The 18545-nt window shown below is 38.1% G+C and carries 21 protein-coding genes; 19 read left to right on the forward strand and 2 right to left on the reverse strand.

Features of this window, described 5'->3' with window-relative positions; genetic code table 11:
- The first annotated feature begins 116 nt into the window (after positions 1-116).
- The 6 genes from ACKVEV_RS17755 to ACKVEV_RS17780 all read left to right on the forward strand — a co-directional run bounded on the left by ACKVEV_RS17755 (position 117) and on the right by ACKVEV_RS17780 (position 4670).
- On the forward strand, positions 117-1067 hold the full coding sequence (locus ACKVEV_RS17755; protein ID WP_409367562.1) for a carbohydrate kinase family protein: 951 nt from the start codon (positions 117-119) through the stop codon (positions 1065-1067).
- 17 nt (positions 1068-1084) lie between these two features.
- Positions 1085-1522 carry a dual specificity protein phosphatase family protein gene (locus tag ACKVEV_RS17760; protein ID WP_409367563.1) on the forward strand — a complete coding sequence of 146 codons (438 nt, stop codon included), beginning with the start codon at positions 1085-1087 and terminating at the stop codon, positions 1520-1522.
- Positions 1523-1755: 233 nt separating this feature from the next.
- Positions 1756-1959 (forward strand): PLDc N-terminal domain-containing protein, encoded by a 204-nt coding sequence (locus ACKVEV_RS17765; protein WP_409367564.1) that lies wholly within the window; start codon positions 1756-1758, stop codon positions 1957-1959.
- Positions 1956-2849, forward strand: coding sequence for an ATP-binding cassette domain-containing protein (locus ACKVEV_RS17770; RefSeq protein ID WP_409367565.1), 894 nt, complete (start codon positions 1956-1958; stop codon positions 2847-2849). The genes ACKVEV_RS17765 and ACKVEV_RS17770 overlap by 4 nt, the downstream gene beginning before the upstream one ends.
- On the forward strand, positions 2846-3628 hold the full coding sequence (locus ACKVEV_RS17775; protein WP_409367566.1) for an ABC transporter permease: 783 nt from the start codon (positions 2846-2848) through the stop codon (positions 3626-3628). The genes ACKVEV_RS17770 and ACKVEV_RS17775 overlap by 4 nt, the downstream gene beginning before the upstream one ends.
- Positions 3629-3965: 337 nt before the next feature.
- Complete coding sequence (locus ACKVEV_RS17780) at positions 3966-4670, forward strand: CBS domain-containing protein (protein WP_409367567.1); 705 nt, start codon at positions 3966-3968, stop codon at positions 4668-4670.
- Positions 4671-4687: 17 nt separating this feature from the next.
- Here the strand turns inward: ACKVEV_RS17780 and ACKVEV_RS17785 are convergent, their stop codons facing one another.
- Positions 4688-5413: a DUF421 domain-containing protein gene (locus tag ACKVEV_RS17785; protein ID WP_409367568.1), complete on the reverse strand. Its 726-nt coding sequence runs from the start codon at positions 5411-5413 to the stop codon at positions 4688-4690.
- Between the two features lie 114 nt (positions 5414-5527).
- Between ACKVEV_RS17785 and ACKVEV_RS17790 the strand changes: the two genes are divergently transcribed.
- A complete protein-coding gene (locus tag ACKVEV_RS17790) occupies positions 5528-6733 on the forward strand; it encodes an MFS transporter (RefSeq protein WP_409367569.1) in 1206 nt (401 codons plus the stop codon).
- A 69-nt stretch (positions 6734-6802) separates the two neighbouring features.
- Here the strand turns inward: ACKVEV_RS17790 and ACKVEV_RS17795 are convergent, their stop codons facing one another.
- The gene (locus ACKVEV_RS17795) at positions 6803-7489 is read right to left on the reverse strand and encodes a histidine kinase (RefSeq protein ID WP_409367570.1); all 687 of its coding nucleotides are present in this window, start codon (positions 7487-7489) and stop codon (positions 6803-6805) included.
- 600 nt (positions 7490-8089) lie between these two features.
- Here ACKVEV_RS17795 and ACKVEV_RS17800 point away from each other — a divergent pair.
- The 12 genes from ACKVEV_RS17800 (at position 8090) to ACKVEV_RS17855 (ending at position 18535) form a co-directional block, all read left to right on the forward strand.
- The gene (locus tag ACKVEV_RS17800; RefSeq protein ID WP_409367571.1) at positions 8090-10501 is read left to right on the forward strand and encodes a Na+/H+ antiporter subunit A; all 2412 of its coding nucleotides are present in this window, start codon (positions 8090-8092) and stop codon (positions 10499-10501) included.
- Positions 10491-10913, forward strand: a complete 423-nt coding sequence (locus ACKVEV_RS17805; RefSeq protein ID WP_402928110.1) for a Na(+)/H(+) antiporter subunit B — start codon at positions 10491-10493, stop codon at positions 10911-10913. The genes ACKVEV_RS17800 and ACKVEV_RS17805 overlap by 11 nt, the downstream gene beginning before the upstream one ends.
- A gap of 3 nt (positions 10914-10916) precedes the next feature.
- On the forward strand, positions 10917-11255 hold the full coding sequence (locus ACKVEV_RS17810) for a Na(+)/H(+) antiporter subunit C (RefSeq protein ID WP_409367572.1): 339 nt from the start codon (positions 10917-10919) through the stop codon (positions 11253-11255).
- A complete protein-coding gene (locus ACKVEV_RS17815) occupies positions 11248-12753 on the forward strand; it encodes a Na+/H+ antiporter subunit D (protein WP_409367573.1) in 1506 nt (501 codons plus the stop codon). The genes ACKVEV_RS17810 and ACKVEV_RS17815 overlap by 8 nt, the downstream gene beginning before the upstream one ends.
- Positions 12753-13235 carry a Na+/H+ antiporter subunit E gene (locus tag ACKVEV_RS17820; protein ID WP_409367574.1) on the forward strand — a complete coding sequence of 161 codons (483 nt, stop codon included), beginning with the start codon at positions 12753-12755 and terminating at the stop codon, positions 13233-13235. The genes ACKVEV_RS17815 and ACKVEV_RS17820 overlap by 1 nt, the downstream gene beginning before the upstream one ends.
- Positions 13235-13519: a Na(+)/H(+) antiporter subunit F1 gene (locus ACKVEV_RS17825; protein WP_024360779.1), complete on the forward strand. Its 285-nt coding sequence runs from the start codon at positions 13235-13237 to the stop codon at positions 13517-13519. The genes ACKVEV_RS17820 and ACKVEV_RS17825 overlap by 1 nt, the downstream gene beginning before the upstream one ends.
- Positions 13497-13856 carry a Na+/H+ antiporter subunit G gene (locus ACKVEV_RS17830; RefSeq protein WP_409367575.1) on the forward strand — a complete coding sequence of 120 codons (360 nt, stop codon included), beginning with the start codon at positions 13497-13499 and terminating at the stop codon, positions 13854-13856. Before ACKVEV_RS17825 ends, ACKVEV_RS17830 begins: the two co-directional genes overlap by 23 nt.
- 482 nt (positions 13857-14338) lie before the next feature.
- A complete protein-coding gene (locus ACKVEV_RS17835; protein ID WP_409367576.1) occupies positions 14339-15133 on the forward strand; it encodes a transporter substrate-binding domain-containing protein in 795 nt (264 codons plus the stop codon).
- 80 nt (positions 15134-15213) lie between these two features.
- A complete protein-coding gene (locus tag ACKVEV_RS17840; RefSeq protein WP_409367577.1) occupies positions 15214-15873 on the forward strand; it encodes an amino acid ABC transporter permease in 660 nt (219 codons plus the stop codon).
- A complete protein-coding gene (locus ACKVEV_RS17845) occupies positions 15866-16588 on the forward strand; it encodes an amino acid ABC transporter ATP-binding protein (RefSeq protein ID WP_409367578.1) in 723 nt (240 codons plus the stop codon). Before ACKVEV_RS17840 ends, ACKVEV_RS17845 begins: the two co-directional genes overlap by 8 nt.
- A gap of 349 nt (positions 16589-16937) precedes the next feature.
- On the forward strand, positions 16938-17399 hold the full coding sequence (locus ACKVEV_RS17850; RefSeq protein ID WP_409367579.1) for a GNAT family N-acetyltransferase: 462 nt from the start codon (positions 16938-16940) through the stop codon (positions 17397-17399).
- Positions 17400-17470: 71 nt separating this feature from the next.
- Complete coding sequence (locus ACKVEV_RS17855) at positions 17471-18535, forward strand: hypothetical protein (protein ID WP_409367580.1); 1065 nt, start codon at positions 17471-17473, stop codon at positions 18533-18535.
- Positions 18536-18545: the final 10 nt, after the last annotated feature.

Genomic DNA, 18545 nt, shown 5'->3' on the forward strand with positions numbered 1-18545 from the left:
GGAGCGCGATCACGTTAAGAATGTAATGATTTCATTATTTTTCCGAAAGTTTAAAACTTTATAGGAAATCAACTTTCATGTTAATCTATAATGACTAGACTTTCGGGGGGACCACAATGACAAAGGAAGATAAGGATTTTATTTTAGTCTATGGAGATGCTTTTATTGACTATATTGCTGATGATGTAACAAATACATCTTTTACTAAATATATGGGTGGCGCAACGGTCAATGTAGCTGCTGGCATTAGCCGTATCGGTGCTCCATCTGCATTGATTACGATTACTGGCGATGACGAAGGTTCACAATTTGTTCGAGATGGTCTTGCACAAGAAGGTGTGAATCTTGATTTCGCAGTATTTAATCCTGCAAAACGTGTAAGTGGCGTGTACGTGCATTTAACAGAAGCATGTGAGCGAATTTTTAAAGATTATGTCGATGAGACACCGGATTTACAAGTGGAGGCAACACAACTAAATGAAGCTGCATTTAAACATGCATCAGCATTAATTGTGTGCTCAGGTACGATGTTTCATCCAACAGCACTAGAAACTACTAGTGCTGCTGTGGAAATGGCAAAAGAAAAAGGTGCTATTATCGCAATGGATGCCAATATTCGCCCATTACGTTGGAGCAGTGAAGAAGTTTGTCGCGAAACGATTACGTCTTTCTTTGACAATGTAGATATTTTGAAAGTAACGGACGATGAATTATTTTTCTTAACAGAGACAACTACGTTAGAAGAAGGTATTGAACAATTAAACAGCTATTTAGTGCCAATCATTTTAGTAACTGTAGGTGAAGAGGGTACGTATGCCGTATTAAACGGCGAAGTGATCCATGTTCCGACAGAAAAGGTTGTCCCAGTTGACACTACTGGTGCAGGCGATGCATTTATGGCTGGCGTATTACGCGATGTGCATTACAATGGGTTACCGACAACGGAAGAAGAGCTAGTTCGTTGTGTAAGCTTTGGCAATCGTTTAGGTGCGATGGCAGCAACCAAGGCAGGCGCGTTAACAGCGCTACCGTATTATGAAGATATCAAACATTTATTAGAGAAGTAACAGTTCGGAGCGTGCATATGATGGAAAAAAACTATGATGTGTTAGTGAAGGATCGATTATTTTTTGGTGGTGCGCAAGATGCAGAAGCTGCTTTTTCAAATGAGCAGGTAGATGTAGTTATTGATGTTCGAGTAAATGGATTAACAGAACAACAACAGCAAGCCGCACACTATGACTACCACCATATCCCTATCGCTGATGAAGAAGCGGAAGTAGCGCCGTCTATCGACAAGGTCGCGAAAAAGATTGTCTCTGCCTATGAATCTGGACAAAAGGTTTATTTCCACTGCGGAAGTGGCGGTGGACGAGCAGGTGTAGCGGCAACGGCCGTGTTAATGGAACTTGGCTTAGCGAATTCCTTAGAGGAAGCGGAGACGGCAGTAAAAAAGGCACGTTCCCAAGTAACGATACGCCCAAATATGGCGACCGCTTTAAAGAAGTTGTATGACAAGTAATTGATACAAGATTAATGGAAATAGTCTTTACGAAACAAATGAATAACTATGAATTTAGCCTACCATGTTCAAATGGTGGGCTATTTTTATATTCGGAGACGCGATTGTCTTAATTGAACAGCATAGGGGGAATGCAATGGAATTGCTATAGTCGTGTAAAATAAAAAATTGTTCTATACATATTAGAACAAAATTGTTATAGTTATATTAGAACAAAAGATGAGGTGGTTTATATGATGGAGGAATTAGCAAAAATCCCTTGGGCTGTTATAGCGCCACTAATCGGGGTACAAATTATTTTAATGATTGTTGCGCTCATTGACCTACGTAAGATTCATGCAACGAACGGGCCGAAAATTTTATGGGTATTTATTATATTGTTTATTAATCTACTAGGACCGGTTGCCTATTTTATCGTCGGGAGAAAACAATCATGACAACATTACTGCAGGTTACAGGTTTGACGAAGCGTTTTGCTGATAAAACGGTAGTAGATGCCATTAATTTTTCATTGGATGCACATACTTCTACAGCATTAATTGGACCAAATGGGGCAGGAAAGACAACGACTTTATCGATGTTAACAGGCTTATTAAAGCCGACTTTAGGTAGTGTGGAAATGGCAGGTGGAGATTTACGTGCAAATATTGGCTTTTTGCCACAATATCCACAGTTTCAGCCTTGGCTAAGTGCGCTAGAGTTTACAGAAATGGCTGCAAAATTAAGTGGCGTATCTGCAAAAAAAGCAAAGCAAGATGCTCAAAAAACATTAGAATTTGTAGGGCTAGGAAATGATTTGCATAAAAAAATCGCAACGTTTTCAGGTGGTATGAAGCAGCGATTAGGTATTTCCCAGGCAATTGTGCATAAGCCTAAATTACTTTTGTTAGATGAGCCCGTATCTGCTTTAGATCCTGTTGGTCGAAGAGAAGTGCTTGATTTATTAAAAGGTTTGCAGCAAGAGACGACGATTTTGTATTCAACACATATTTTGAATGATGCTGAAGAAATGACTGATCAGTTATTATTTTTGCGTCATGGTCAGCTTGTCGAGCAGGGGACATTACAAGAAGTGCGCCAGCGTTTTGATGAACCGAGTTATGTCGTTGAATTTAGCACGCTGGAAGAGGCACAACATTTTGTCAGTCAATCGACATTTACGTGTACAGTGAACAGTTGCTATGTGAATATAGCGATTGAAGACGAGCAACCTAGCATGCAGCAATTACTTGAACGCCTTACTGTTTATCCTTATTCAGTACGTAACGTAGCACGTCAAACGGCGTCGCTTGAGGAAATTTTCATGAAGGTGGCGAAGCGAGCATGAGTGGATTAAATGTACTACTTCAAAAGGAATTCCGTGAAGCGTGGCGTAGTAGGAAGTTTTTATGGATTCCGCTTGTTTTTGCGCTGATAGGTATGAGTGAGCCACTTACAAATTATTATATGATGGATATTTTAGAGGCTGTTGGCAATATGCCAGAAGGTTTTGAAATGCTGATGCCAGAATTAGCCCCAGCAGATTTAATATTAGCTACTATCAGTCAGTTTCAATTAATTGGGTTACTAGTACTGATGGCTTCATTTGTAGGCTCTATTAGCAAGGAGCGTTCAAGCGGTTTAGCTACATTATTGTATGTACGTCCTATTTCATTTGGTGCATTTTTCATCAGTAAGTTTTTAGTAATCAGTACAGTCGGTCTTGTAAGTACCGTAGCTGGATTTACTGCCAGTGTATATTATACGGTCGTGCTGTACGGCAAACTCGAAGTAGGTACTCTATTAGCAAGTGTTTGTACGTATTTTATTTGGGTATTATTTGTTATAGCATTAACGCTTATGATGAGTGCAATGTTTAACACGGTAGTGGCCACAACATGCGCATTTATTGTTATTTTTGTAGGTCAAATACTGGATGGACTTGTAGGTACATTTTGGACAATTTCACCTTGGAAGTTACCTGTATATGGCGTTCAATTAATTCGTGGCACGATGGAGATGTCTAATTATTGGTGGAGCTTATCTATTACAATAATGCTTATCGTAATTTGTATAAGCATTGGTGTCTTGTCAATGAATAAAAATGCATCCATGACAAAAATATAGTGCAAATATAGTGCCAGGCACCCGAACGATTCTGAATATTTCAAATTATTTGAGTGCCTGTCACCTCAATTGTCACCTCAATTAACACCCTAATCCACTTTGTGTTCCGTGGCTTACCTGAGCCAGTGGAAAGCAAAGTGGATTTTTACTGTGCCAGGCACCCAAACGATTCCGAATATTCTAATTTGTTTGAGTGCCAGGCACCTAAAGAAGGCACCATAAGAGGCGCCCAAACTTCTTGGAATATCCAGAACTTAGGAATATAATGTAGCTATAACTCCGCAGTTGTCGCATAACTTGAAAAGTAGAAAATCTTGCTATGGAGTGGGTGATAAATTTGGCTACACAAAATTCCGATCGTTTTCTCACGGCTTTTAATCGTATTGATCATCGGCTAAGAGATATTATCGGTACGAAGGATTTTATGCCTTTTTACCGTCTCGTCGATCAGGCGAAGAAAAAGGATGTACTAGTCCGTAAATATGAGGATGATTTGCGCTCTTATGCAGATTTACGGAATGCAATTGTCCATCATCGAACATCGATGGAATATGTAATCGCTGAACCTCACGAAGATGTCGTAGAGCGCATTGAATATATGGATGCTACTCTTGCAAAGCCAACACTTGTCGGGCAAATGTTTCGAAAAAAAGTGCTTGTCTTCCAAGAAAGTGATTCATTAAAACATGTATTAAAAGTAATTCGCCAACGGAAATTTACACAGTTTCCGGTCTATCATAAAGACCAGTTTAAAGGTCTAGTAACAACGGTTGGTATTACCAACTGGCTTGCATCCGTAATGGGGGGCAACCATGTGCCGAAACGTGTTCCAACATTGCATGATATATTATTGCACGAAAAAAATAGAGTGAATTACAAATTTATCAGTAGATACATAACGATTTATGAGGCGGAGGAAATATTTAAGCAAGGTGTAGAGAGGGGACGGCGCTTTGAGGCGTTGTTGATTACGGAGCATGGAAAAACACATCAAAAACTAATTGGTATTATTACACCATTAGATATTATGCAAATACAATAAGAAGACGAAACAAGCTGTTAAGGGCTTGATCGTCTCGCTTTATCTTTAAGGCTAATGTATAAGGAGCCATTCGTTTGAACTTGTGCAAAATAGACATCCTCATAAGATTGGACATTTTGTTTTTTCAGCTTTTTCATAACCCAATCTTCGGTTAACTCCAGTTCCACAATGTTTTCTTTAATGAGTTGGCCATCGGAAATAACTTCTGTTGGTAAATACGTTGGTGGTGTAACATCGGCTTTAATATCTTGTTTTGTAGAGGGCTGCTCTGCAGGTTTTAACAAGACGCTCAAGTTCCCGGTCGTTTCTAAGAGCGCGTATTGCACGTCCTGAACGGAAAATACGGATTGTTCACGCAACATCATAGTTAACTCATCCATGTGCAAACGATTTTTCTTTAGTCCAGATTCTAAAATAAGGCCATTTTGAATAAGAATGGTTGGTTTATCGTCTACCAGCACACGCGCTTTTTTAGATTTAATCGTTATAACCGTCATGAGATATGTTAAAACACTCCACCAAATTAATGCAATAAGTCCTTCTAAAAAAGGTGTCTCAGAATGTGCAGCAATTTCTGCAGCGATAGAACCAAAAGCGATACCTGTTGTATAGTGGAAAAAAGTAAGCTGACCTAGCTGTTTTTTCCCTAATAATCGTGTAACAATGAGTAATGCAAAAAAGGCAAGAGATGCCCTAACTACCATTTCCAAAACATTGGCGTGGAAAAATTCATCTACAGTCATACAATTTCAACTCCTTAGAACTGCTATCGAGAAATAGCTTGTGCAAAAAAAGGAATTGTATGCGACAATCATTTATAAATAAAGTTTTAACTATGAAGGAAGTGTGGTAGTAGCATGAACAAGCAAATGACGAATTTGAACAACCCAGTCTTTCCGATAATGATTGCTATTGCCATTGCCCATCTGATCAATGACACGATGCAGTCTGTAATACCTGCAATGTTCCCAATATTAAAAAGTGAGCTCGGTTTGACTTTTACGCAAATCGGGCTTATTTCGTTTGTATTGAACATGTTTGCCTCAGCGCTGCAACCAATTGTCGGTTTTGTGAGCGATAAAAAGCCAATGCCCTATGCGTTACCGATCGGTATGATTAGCTCGTTTATAGGTATTGCCATTTTAGCTTTTACAACACAATATTGGGTAATTATTATAGCGGTATTATTTTTAGGCTTCGGTTCAGCAATATTCCACCCGGAAGGTTCACGTGTATCATTTATGGCCGCAGGTTCTAAAAGAGGTCTTGCCCAATCCATTTATCAAGTTGGTGGGAACTCAGGACAAGCGCTTGCACCATTAATTAGTGCCTATATTTTGGACATTTTTGGACAGCGTGGAGCGGCGTTTGTTTTAATCGCAACAACTTTTGGGATATTCATATTAAGCAAGATTGCTGGCTGGTATAAGAAGCAATTGGAGCAAGAACGTCTAGCTAAGAATAAGCGGACATTGGTGTCATCTTTACCGCCATTGACTAAGAAACAAGTCGGAGTCGCTTTAACATTATTATTTACTATTATTTTTGCACGATCATTTTATACAACGAATATTACAAGTTTTTATGTTTTTTATTTAATGGACCATTATGATATTAGCTTGCGACTTGGTCAAATTTTGATTTTTACTTTTATGGCTTTTGGTGTTGTTGGTACGTTTTTCGGAGGATCACTGTCAGATCGTATCGGCCGAAAAAATGTTATTTTACTTTCTGTGGTTGTACCAATGCCATTTTGTTTAGCATTGCCTTATGTGCCACTATGGGCAGCAACTATATTTTTAGTGATTATCGGAACATTAATTATGATTAGCTTCTCAGTGACAGTCGTTTATGCACAAGAGCTAGTGCCCACTAAAATTGGTACAATGGCAGGGTTAACGACTGGCTTTGCATTTGGTATGGGGGCAATTGGAGCGATGGTTATTGGTATATTGATGGATCATAAAGGGATTGATTTTACGATGTTAATCGTGTCATTACTGCCGTTATTATTACTGGTAGCATTTTTCTTACCGAAAGATAAACCTGCAGCTTCTTTGTAAAAAACTTCAAAAAAACACGCCTCTATTGTCGAGGCGTGTTAGCTAGGTGCATACAGCAATCCATACAAACTATGGGCGTAATGGAGTGGTAAACTCGGTAGGTAGCTTTTCTATATCATTTACCAAGCCCTCAGTAATATGAACCTCATGCATTTTATCATCGTAAGTGAATTTAAATACGCCGTTGTCAAAATCAGTGCCAATTTCTTTAAAGAAAATGCCTTCAATCGAAACATGCCGTGGACAAGTAAAGGCTACTTTAAAGTTTTCCTGTTCCTTAATTAAATAGGCACGAACACCTTTTTCGTATGTATCATACGCGTCATCTTCAGTAGGGCGTTGGACAGCTACAATGTGAAAATCTACAAAAGGTACTTCTTTTAATAACACGTTCAGGAATGAGCCCTTTGTAATTTCCTCCCAGCGACTTTGTGCACTCTGACCTACGATAATTTGTGAAATACCGTAATTTTTTGCTACTTCAGCAATTACTTTTTGGATAGGACGTTTTTCATTATCTAATAAAATAAATTTTTCTACATCAAGTTCTTCGGAGAGGTCTTTCCACTGTTCAATGTAACCAGATTTCTCTGCATCAAATGCATCGAGAGGTTGTGAATCGACCGAAAGAATATAGAGGGGGCAATCAAGCATCATGGCCATTTTATGACCCCGACGAATTAAGCGTTCCCCATTCAGCCCATAATAGACACAAACTAAAATACTTTCGTCCAATCTCCCTTTAACATGCTTCATTAAAAAAATACACCTCTTTATCCTATTGATATTTTGTTATTTGTACTGCAGATGATGAAAAAAATATCCTAAAACAGCTAAAATTAATGCTGTTACAGTGCATTATGCTTATTTATATTGTATACTTAAAAGTGAATAAAAGTTAATGACGATATACGGAAAAGCTTATGAAATTCAGCTTAAATCCATGTTCTCAACATGTTTTGTTTATGCATAATGTGCATTTAAATAAATAGCTTCCATATGCCACATTATTATGCAGTGAGTTAAATGGATAGTCAAGTATTGATGCATCGAAACATTTATCGGGTACTTTAGGCATGATGAATCTCCTGTATGCACTAGTCGTTGTACAGGTGAAAGAATTCTGATATACGTTAAACTTTTTGTCGATCTACTCTCTTGGTAGATATAGATGGGCTTTGGTTTTTTCAGCAGGTAACGAAACACCACTGTTGAAAGTTAAAGCATCGGCGAATGGCATTGATTTTGTAAGGAAAGCTTAGGGAGTACAATAGCTAAAAGACCCGTGAATCTAAGTATTATACAAAATCTTAAGCATAAATTTGCTGCACGAATTTGATTGTAGGAGGTTTTCATTTGGTCACAGTTCTCATTGCGATACTTTTACCATTTGTCTGCGCCGCGCTTATCCCTTTTCTATATAGGCGACTAAGGCGTATTGCACATTTAGGCTGGTTTGTTTTATCCGTTCCAATCATATTGTTTATTTTACTTGCACGGTACATTCCTCAAATTGCCGGGGGTAAAACATTTATTCATACATATGAGTGGATTCCCTCTTTTTATATAAACTTCACGACGTATCTCGATGGACTCAGCATAATTTTTGGTTTGCTGATTACAGGCGTAGGTAGTTTAGTTATTTTATATTCAATTTTTTATTTATCAACGAAAGAATCTCTTCATCATTTTTACTGCTACTTATTACTATTCATGGGCGCTATGCTCGGCGTCGTCTTTTCAGATAATTTAATGGTGCTGTATACATTTTGGGAATTAACAAGTGTGTCATCATTTTTGTTAATTGCATTTTGGCATCATCGTAAAGCTTCACGTGCTGGTGCACGAAAAGCAATGACCATTACTGTATTTGGTGGTCTTTCTATGCTGGCAGGTTTTCTAATGCTGTATGTAGCATCAGGAACATTTAGCATCCGTGATATTGTAGCTAACGTAGAGATAATCCGTGAGCATTCATTGTTCGTCCCTGCATTGTTATTAATTTTAGTAGGTGCTTTTACGAAATCCGCACAATTTCCTTTCCATATTTGGTTGCCAGATGCAATGGAAGCACCAACCCCAGTTAGTGCCTACCTCCATTCAGCTACTATGGTGAAGGCGGGGATTTATTTAGTTGCGCGTTTTTCTCCAGTATTTGGAGGAGAGGCTATCTGGTTCTGGCTAGTCAGTGGTATTGGTCTATTAACCCTGTTCTGGGGCTCGTTCAACGCAGTACGTCAAACAGATTTAAAGGCATTACTGGCATTCTCCACAGTTAGTCAGCTCGGCTTAATTATGAGTTTATTTGGGCTTGGTTCGGTAGCGCATTATTTTGGCTATGCGGAAAGTTCAATTATTTATACACAGGCAAGCTTTGCCGCATTGTTCCATCTGATTAATCACTCTACGTTTAAAGGCGCATTATTTATGATGGTCGGTATTGTCGATCATGAAGTGGGTACACGTGATATTCGACGTCTCGGTGGTTTAATGGCATTGATGCCAGTGACGTTTACAATCGCAGTAATAGGTGGTTTTTCAATGGCAGGATTACCACCGTTTAATGGCTTTTTAAGTAAGGAAATGTTTTTTGCAGCAGTCTTGGCAATTCGTCATGTCGACATCTTTTCTATGGATAGTTGGGGAATATTGTTCCCTATTGTGGCATGGGTTGCAAGTGTTTTTACGTTTGTTTACAGCATGATTTTAATCAGCCGTACATTTTTCGGTAAACTACAGCCAACCAAACTGGATAAAAAACCACATGAAGCACCGCTTGGTATGCTTTTATCGCCAATCGTACTTTGCCTACTCGTGGTCATGATTTTCTTCTTTCCAAACGTCCTTGGACATTATATTTTACAGCCAGCAATGGCAAGCATTTACCCAACTTATCCATCGGCTAGTGATTTAACACCACATATTTATGCGTGGCATGGCGTGAATACAGAATTGTTAATGACCATTGGTGTCATTATAGTCGGTCTCATCTTATTTAAAACAATGAATAGCTGGAAGCCACTATATCGTGTCTTTTCGCAAAAATATACGTTTAACACTTACTATAACCGCCTTATTGAGTTTAGCGAAAAAGGCTCAATGAAGGTTACAAATCGTTATATGTCAGGTAATTTAACGCACTATTTTGTCTATATTTATGTATTTTTTATCGCGCTCATCGCAGGATATTTTGTATGGTCAGATGCACTTGCATTTAATTTCGCGAAAGATTCACCAGTAGATTCTTATGAGCTCATGTTGGTGTTTGTTATGATGTTTGCTTCCATATGGATGATTTTTGCTAAAGGTCGTATTACAGCAATGCTATTGAACGGGGTACTTGGCTATTCCATTGCATTTTTCTTCGTTATTTTCAGAGCACCTGATTTAGCACTTACACAATTAGTTGTTGAGTCCGTGACAACCGCATTGTTCCTATTATGCTTTAAATATTTACCGGATTTAATGCCTGAAACTGCACGCTTGAGAGTGAAATGGTCGAATGCGATTATTGCCATTTTTGTAGGAGCAACGGTGACATTAGTAGGCTTGGCAGTCGTGCACTATGATCGTTTTGAGACGGTTGCTGAGTACTTTAATGATGCCTACGATTTAGCAGGTGGTTCAAACATTGTGAACACCATTTTAGGGGATTTCCGTGCATTTGATACGATGTTAGAGGTTGTCGTTCTTTTAATTGCTGGCTTAGGCGTTTACACGCTAACAAAACTCAAGCCACGTAAAGAGGAGGCAGACCATGAAAATTAATGATGTTATATTACGGACGATTACAAAGGCTGTCGTCTTTATTATATTAACACTTGGCGTTTACTTGTTCTTTGCAGGACACCATGCGCCTGGTGGAGGCTTTATCGGTGGTCTTGTGCTTGCCTCGGCAATCGTATTGCTGTATTTAGCTTATGACATCGAAACAGTGCACAAGGGGATGCCGTTTGATTTTAAAAAGGTAGCTGCCTTGGGCGTATTACTAGCTACGGGAACAGCGATCGGTTCATTATTCTTTGATGTGCCGTTTTTAACGCAAACGTATACGTATATCAACGTGCCGATTTTTGGGAAAATGGGCTTTTCGACTGTTACTATTTTTGAAGCCGGCGTGGCGTTAACGGTTGTAGGGGTTGTTGTAACCATTATTTTAAGTATAAGTGAGGATGAATAGCCAATGGAGTCTTTAATTCTAATATTAGTTGGTGTGTTAGTTGCTGTGGCGACTTACTTAATCCTCTCAAAGCAATTACTACGTGTCATTTTAGGAACAGCTGTGCTTTCACACGCTGCACATTTACTTATTTTAACGATGGGCGGCTTAAAAAAGGGGGATGTGCCACTCATTGGTGAATCGCCAGGTCCTTACACAGATGCGCTACCCCAAGCTTTGATTTTAACGGCTATCGTCATTAGCTTTGCCGTGACCGCATTTGTGCTCGTTCTTGGCTATCGTGCTTATAAAACGAATGGCACAGGGCAATTGGATGAATTGAGAGGTACGTCTGATGAGTAATATGATTGTTTTACCATTAATCGTGCCGGTAATAACGGCTATTTTACTAGTGTTTCTAAGAGAAAATATCATGATACAACGCATTGTGAGCTTGTGTACATTAGGCTTCGTAGTCATTATAAGTGGAGTTCTTTTGCTGGAGGTTCAATCCCAAGGGGTCATGCGCATTGACTTTAGTGGCTGGTTGCCGCCATTTGGGATATTATTTGTTGCCGATTCTTTTGCCATGCTGCTTGTTTTAGTGGCGAATATTGTCGCAACTATCTGTGTAATTTACGCCTTTTTTACAATTGGTGAGCGTTTTGAAAAAATGTACTTTTACCCGTTTGTACTCTTAATGGTAGCAGGGGTAAATGGTTCGTTTTTAACAGGCGATATATTTAATCTGTTCGTCTGCTTTGAAGTAATGTTGCTTGCCTCCTATGCCCTTATTAGCTTAGGCGGTGGCAAGGTGCAGCTACGGGAAGCACTAAAATATGTGCTGATTAATATTGTTGCATCGTGGATTTTTTTAGTGGCATTAGCCTTTTTATATGGAACGATCGGCACATTAAATATGGCGCATATTTCCTTGCGTGTTACGGAAGTGGGCGTTGATCCACTTATTACAACAGTAGGGCTTGTGTTTCTAATTGTCTTTAGCTTAAAGGCAGGTTTATTACTATTCTTCTGGTTGCCAGGTTCTTATAGTGTACCTCCAACTGCCATTGCTGCATTGTTTGCCGCGCTCTTAACGAAAGTGGGCATCTATGCACTAGTACGCACATTTACCTTATTATTTACAACGAATCCAGAAGTAACACATTTGACGCTCGGCATCATGGCAGGATTAACGATTATTGCTGGCTGTATGGGTGCCCTTGCTGGAAGGGATGTCAGAGCAATCGCTGCCTACAATGTGCTCATTGGTGTTGGTTTTATCGTTGCTGGACTTGCAATTGGAACGGAGTCTGCCTTACAAGGTGTAACGTATTATTTAATGCATGATATGGTCGTAAAGGCCATGCTGTTTTTAGCGGTAGGCATGATGATTTATGTGACTGGTGAAACGACAATAGATAAAATGAGTGGGCTTATTCGCAACTATCCATTTTTCGGGTGGCTGTTCTTTATCATGATGTGTTCACTTGCTGGCATTCCACCTTTAAGTGGATTTCTAGGTAAAGTGTTAATAGGACAAGGGGCAATAGAAGGTGGGAATTTTGTACTACTAGGACTAGGTTTCCTTTCTAGCTTAATTGTTCTTTATTCGCTACTTCGCATTTTTCTTTCCTCCTTTTTCGGTGAAACGATTATTAGTATAGAGGATGAAAAACCACTACCGAAGCGAATTGTGCTGCCATTGACGTTATTAGCTGTTTGTACAATAGCTTTAGGGATTGGTGCAGAGTGGATGGCGCCGTATGTAAAGGATGCGGCAGAGACGCTTCACACACCTTCTGTTTATATTGACGCAGTATTGAACGGTGAAAAATGGCAAGGTGAGGTGAATCAGTAATGGCAATGCAGTTTATACTAAATTTATTTATTGCGACTTTGTGGTTATTATTACAGGATGAAATTACACCACAGTTTACGACCTTTTTAATGGGATTTGTCGTCGGTATCGGCATTTTGTATGCAATGCACCGCTTTTATGGCACACAATTTTATTTGCGTCGTGTGTTCTCGATTATTAAACTACTTTGGCTTTTTAATTGGGAGCTATTACTCTCAAGCTACAATGTACTAAAACAAATAACAACACCTAGGTTGAATATTACGCCAGGCATCTTTACGTATAAAACAAAGCTGAATGGAGACTGGGAAATTACAGCGCTTGCACTCTTGCTAACACTGACACCGGGTTCCGTTGTGATGGAAGTTTCAGAAGAAGGGGATATGTTTTATATTCATGCGATGGATATTGAGCAATCAAAAGACGCAGTAATTCGCTCCATAGGGAAATTTGAAGAAGCAATTATGGAGGTGACACGCTAATGGTTGAAAAAATTTTACTACTAGCACTAGCGTTATTTAGTGTGTCGATTGCACTGTCACTATATCGAGTAATAAAAGGGCCATCTATGCCTGATCGTGCGATAGCACTTGATACTATTGGTATTAATCTACTTTCGGCGATAGCTATTGTATCCATCGTATTAAAAACGAAGGCATATCTTGAGGCAATATTAATTTTAGGTATATTGGCTTTTATCGGTACAATCGCTTTTACAAAATATATTGAAAGAGGTGTGATTGTTGAACGTAAATCAAATGATTGAGTGGACGGCAGTCATCCTTATCCTTTTCGGTTCTATTGTAAGTGTTATTAGCGCATTCGGTATGATTCGCTTGCCTGATGTGTATACCCGTTCACATGCGGCAACGAAAAGTTCTACATTATCTGTACTTACCTGTCTGTTAGGTGCATTTATTTATTTTTGGGTCCATGACGGTTATGTTAGCGTTCGATTAATTTTAGGAATTCTTTTTGTATTTGTAACAGCACCAGTGGCAGGACATTTAATATGTCGTGCTGCCTATCGATCGCGCGTCCCTTTAGCCGAGGGCTCGGGAGAAGATGAATTAAAAGCAAAGCTATTTTCAGACAATGAATAACATATAAATTTTTCATTGATGTGGACGAAGAGTTTTGTAAACTTTTTTCGATTGATTATGAAAAGAACTTCGCCACTCTTTGGCGAACAATATCGCCGTAGCGAACAGGAACGACATAGCAAAAAAGTGTTAGATTGATTTGGCATTCAATCTAACACTTTTTTATTTTGTCCAACTGCAAGTGCATTGATTCGTACGGATGTCCTTTGTTTTACAGGCATAAATAAAGCGAAGAATGAAAATAGTAAAGTAACACGGTAATAATCCAAAAAGAAAATATAAAAACATTGATTTTTTAGAAAATTCTGTGTAAAATATTTTGCTAAAAAATTTCATGTATAGCTTGAAAATTATATTGAAAGAGTATATCTTAATTAGCAGATAGATTTTTTATTCTTATGTATGAATAAATATCCAATCGACATTTTCGAGACGTATCGGTCTCATAGACAATAAAAATGATAATAAGGAGATGTTAGAATATGAAGAACAAATTTTTCATGCTGATGCTCGTTTTAGTAATCGGTGTACTTGCGGCATGTGGCGCTAAAGATAATAATGCAACAAATTCAAATACTGGCTCTGATACAGCCGAAAAACAAGTATTAAAAGTGGGTACTTCAGCGGACTATGCACCATTTGAATATGTTGACGCTGCTAAAGGTGAAGAAATTATTGGTTTTGATATTGATTTAATTAAACTTGTTGGTGAAAAACTAGGTGTAGAAATGCAAGTTCAAGATATGGACTTTAACAGCCTTGTGCCTTCTTTACAAGCAGGGAAAATCGACGTTGTTATTTCTGGTATGACACCAAATGAAGAGCGTGAAAAAGTGGTAGATTTTTCTGACAAATATAATCAAACAGAACAAGTAATCGTCGTTAAAAAAGATAGTGGCATTAAAAAAGAAGCGGATTTAGCTGGTAAAAAAGTTGGTGTACAAACTGCTTCTATTCAAGAAAATTTAGGTAAAGCTATTGCTGAAAAAGTAGATGTATCGATTGAAGGACGTACACGTATTCCTGAAATTATCCAAGATATGATGTCTAAACGCTTAGACGGAGCAATTATGGAAGGTGGCGTAGCAAAAGGCTATCTGAAAACAAACGATAAATTAGCGGCGTTCCCAGTAGAAGAACAGCCTGAAGACTACAAAGCAATCGCTGTTCAAAAAGATAGCGATTTAAAAGATAAAATTAATAAAGCGTTAAAAGAATTAGCAGATGAAGGCAAAATTCAACAACTTGAAGAAAAATGGTTAGAAAAAGCTGAATAATTCAATTGAAATGCGATAGCTCTATCTAGGGCTATCGCTTGTCCATTTCACTAAAAGGAAACGAGAAAGGAGGGGACGCTGTGAATTTAGATTTTACAGCTATTATTCCCTCTATTCCTTATATATTAAAAGGAATAGGTGTTACACTACAAATTGCAATCGGTGCATCCATCATCGGTTTTATCGTTGGTATATTATTAGCATTATGTAAAATTGGAAAAGTAAAAGTTTTACGTTGGTTTGCGGATTTCTATACGTCCATTTTCCGCGGTACACCACTTGTACTCCAATTATTAATTATTTATTACGCAGTTCCACAATTATTAGACATTCAAATTGAGCCAATCCCAACAGCAATTATTGCATTCGGGTTAAACTCAGGTGCTTATATTTCAGAAATTATCCGCGCTGGTATTAATGCTGTTGATAAAGGGCAGATGGAAGCTGCTCAAGCATTAGGTATACCGTATGCAAAAATGATGAAAGATATTATTATTCCACAAGCCGTAAAAAATATTTTACCTTCTTTAGTCAATGAATTTATTACGTTAAATAAGGAAACAGCTGTGGTAACCGTGATTAGTGCACTTGATATTATGCGCCGTGCCTATATTGTCGGTGGTTCAACGTATCGTTATCTTGAACCTTTACTATTTGCTGGGGTAATCTACTATATTATGACGCTTGTCTTGACGTTCCTTGGTAAACGAATCGAGAAAGGAATGAGAAAAAGTGATTAAAATTGAGGATTTACACAAATCGTATGGTCAAAATGAAGTGCTAAAAGGTATTTCAACAGAAATAAAAGAAAAAGAAGTTATCGCGATTATCGGCCCATCAGGTTCTGGTAAGTCTACCTTCTTACGTTGCTTAAATTTATTAGAAGAGCCAACGAGTGGCAAGATTACAATTGCGGGCGATGTCCTTACTGATAAAGGGACAAACATTATGAAAATCCGCGAAGAAGTTGGTATGGTATTTCAGCATTTTCACCTTTTCCCACATAAAACAGTGCTAGAAAATTTAACTTATGCACCCATCAATGTAAAGGGCGTGGACAAGGCAACCGCTATTAAAAATGCTGAAGATTTACTAACAAAAGTAGGCCTGTTCGAGAAACGCAATGAGTATCCAAACCGCCTTTCCGGTGGGCAAAAGCAACGTGTGGCAATAGCTAGAGCACTTGCGATGGATCCAAAAGTGATGCTATTTGATGAGCCTACTTCGGCACTTGACCCTGAAATGGTGAAAGAAGTTTTAGCCGTAATGAAAAACTTAGCAGACTCAGGGATGACGATGTTAATCGTCACACATGAAATGGGCTTTGCGCGTGAAGTGGCAGATCGCATTCTATTCCTTGATGGTGGTAAGCTGATAGAAGATGCATCACCAGAAGCATTTTTCTCAGCACCGTCTACACAACGTGCAAAAGACTTTTTAGAAAAAGTTCTATAAATAAGAAAACGCATTAAAACCTTTTACAGAGGGAATTTAATGCGTTTTTTTATTTCCTTTTTGGCTTATGTTCAAGATTACAACACAGTAGGTAGAAAGGTTAAGAAAACTTAACTTAAAATGCGTAGAGGAAAAGAGGGGATTTATAATATAATAAAAACAGTAAGGGAGTCCTAATAACCGCAATATTCGACACCATATTTAGGTAGTAAGCAATAGTCAATTCATACATACGATTAAATTATTCAGAATATTCAGTTAAGTTATAAGTGGAAATAGGCAATCTTTTTTGAATGACTCACATAATACGGATTGAGATTTAGCGCTAGCAAAGGAAAGTGAAGTTTTGATGACAATAGAGCTTAAAGCTATCACCAATGCAGATGAGCCATTTCTTTATGAAGTCTACAGTTCCACGAGAAAGCAAGAAGTAGATTTATGGGGATGGTCTGTTGAGCAAAAGCAAATTTTTTTAACTATGCAATGGCGTGCACAGCAGGCTTCGTATAATCGGCAATTTCCTACAGCAAGCAATTACATGATTGTCGTAGATAAACAGTGTGTAGGGAGATTATTAATAGAAGAATTAGTAGATTACCATCATCTGATCGATATTTCTATATTGCCAACTTACCAAAGTAAAGGAATAGCATCATCTATAATTGCCGGGCTTTTACAGAAGGCGCGAGAAGGAAATAAGGCAGTACTATTACGAGTTTTTCATACAAATCCTGCGAGGCGTCTTTATGAAAGATTAGGTTTTCAAGTTGTATCAGAAAATGAATTATATCTTACAATGCGATGGCAATAAAAGAAGAGGTCACTCTTTTTCTAAAATATTGCTGTCTTTCGTCCATTATTAAAAAGTGAGGTGAATGAGAATTGCCGATTTCAGATGCTGTTTTACAAACATATGAAAAAGAGTTAAGGCAAACGATTCAATGCTTTTTTTATTTAGAGGGACAAATAGAAAGCATTGTAGTCCGCTTAGAGGATAATCGCAAAAGCTCTGTTCAAAATAGTAAAAAACGATTTTTTTTAAGTAGTAAAAAGAAAGAAAAATCACTCCAACTACTAGGAGCAGTACAAGCCGATTTACGAAAGTCTTTAATAGTGATTGCGCATATCAAGCAGTTACTTCTAAACGAAGTGAACACTTTGCTAAAAACTAGCGGACAATTAAAGCAAGCTTATAAAGAAATGCTCCCATTACTTCCATTCGCAGTATCAAGCAATCCTTTAGAGACAAGCCTTTCGACAAATGTTCAATTTAGCATGTTCCTATTCCCCTTAATAGAAAATGAGATTGTATTCAAATTGCCGCTACTCACAGCAACAATTGAATCGACGTATGCTAAAGAAATAATAGCAACGCTTGAAAAACTTGATGTCAATAAACATGAGCAAGTAAATGAAGCAAAACGTAGTGTAGCGAATTTAATAAGCATGCTAACAGAGACAGAAAACGAGTTGGTTCGGCAAATTGGTAATGTCAGTTCAAGTTTATATCAACGAGATATATTGCCAGCATACACGTATAGTCTGCAGCAATTCGTTGATAAGGTTACAAAGAATGAGCAACAGATAAACGTATGGATGGATCATTATGTAATGTTACAAACAATGCTGAATAAAGGAATGCAGTTTCAAGATGCTGTACATTTAAGCGCAAAATTGTTAAGTGAAAGTTTAGAAGAGCCATCACAAATATATCAAAATCAGAGAATTTTACACGGGGCTTATCTACTTGAAACGGCTGTAGGCTATTCGACAATAGCTCAAGATATAAAGCTTACAGAGCAACAAGCAAAGCACTTAATGGCCATCTATCTATTGCTAAATAATATGGACATAACAACTATATCCGAAAAGGTGGAGCTGGAATTTCAAGAAATTGATTTATTATATCAAAAACATAACGATTTACTTTCTATCGTTATTTCCTAATTTGAAAGGA

The sequence above is a fragment of the Lysinibacillus sp. 38-6 genome (assembly GCF_046245175.1).
Classification (GTDB): Bacteria; Bacillota; Bacilli; order Bacillales_A; family Planococcaceae; genus Lysinibacillus.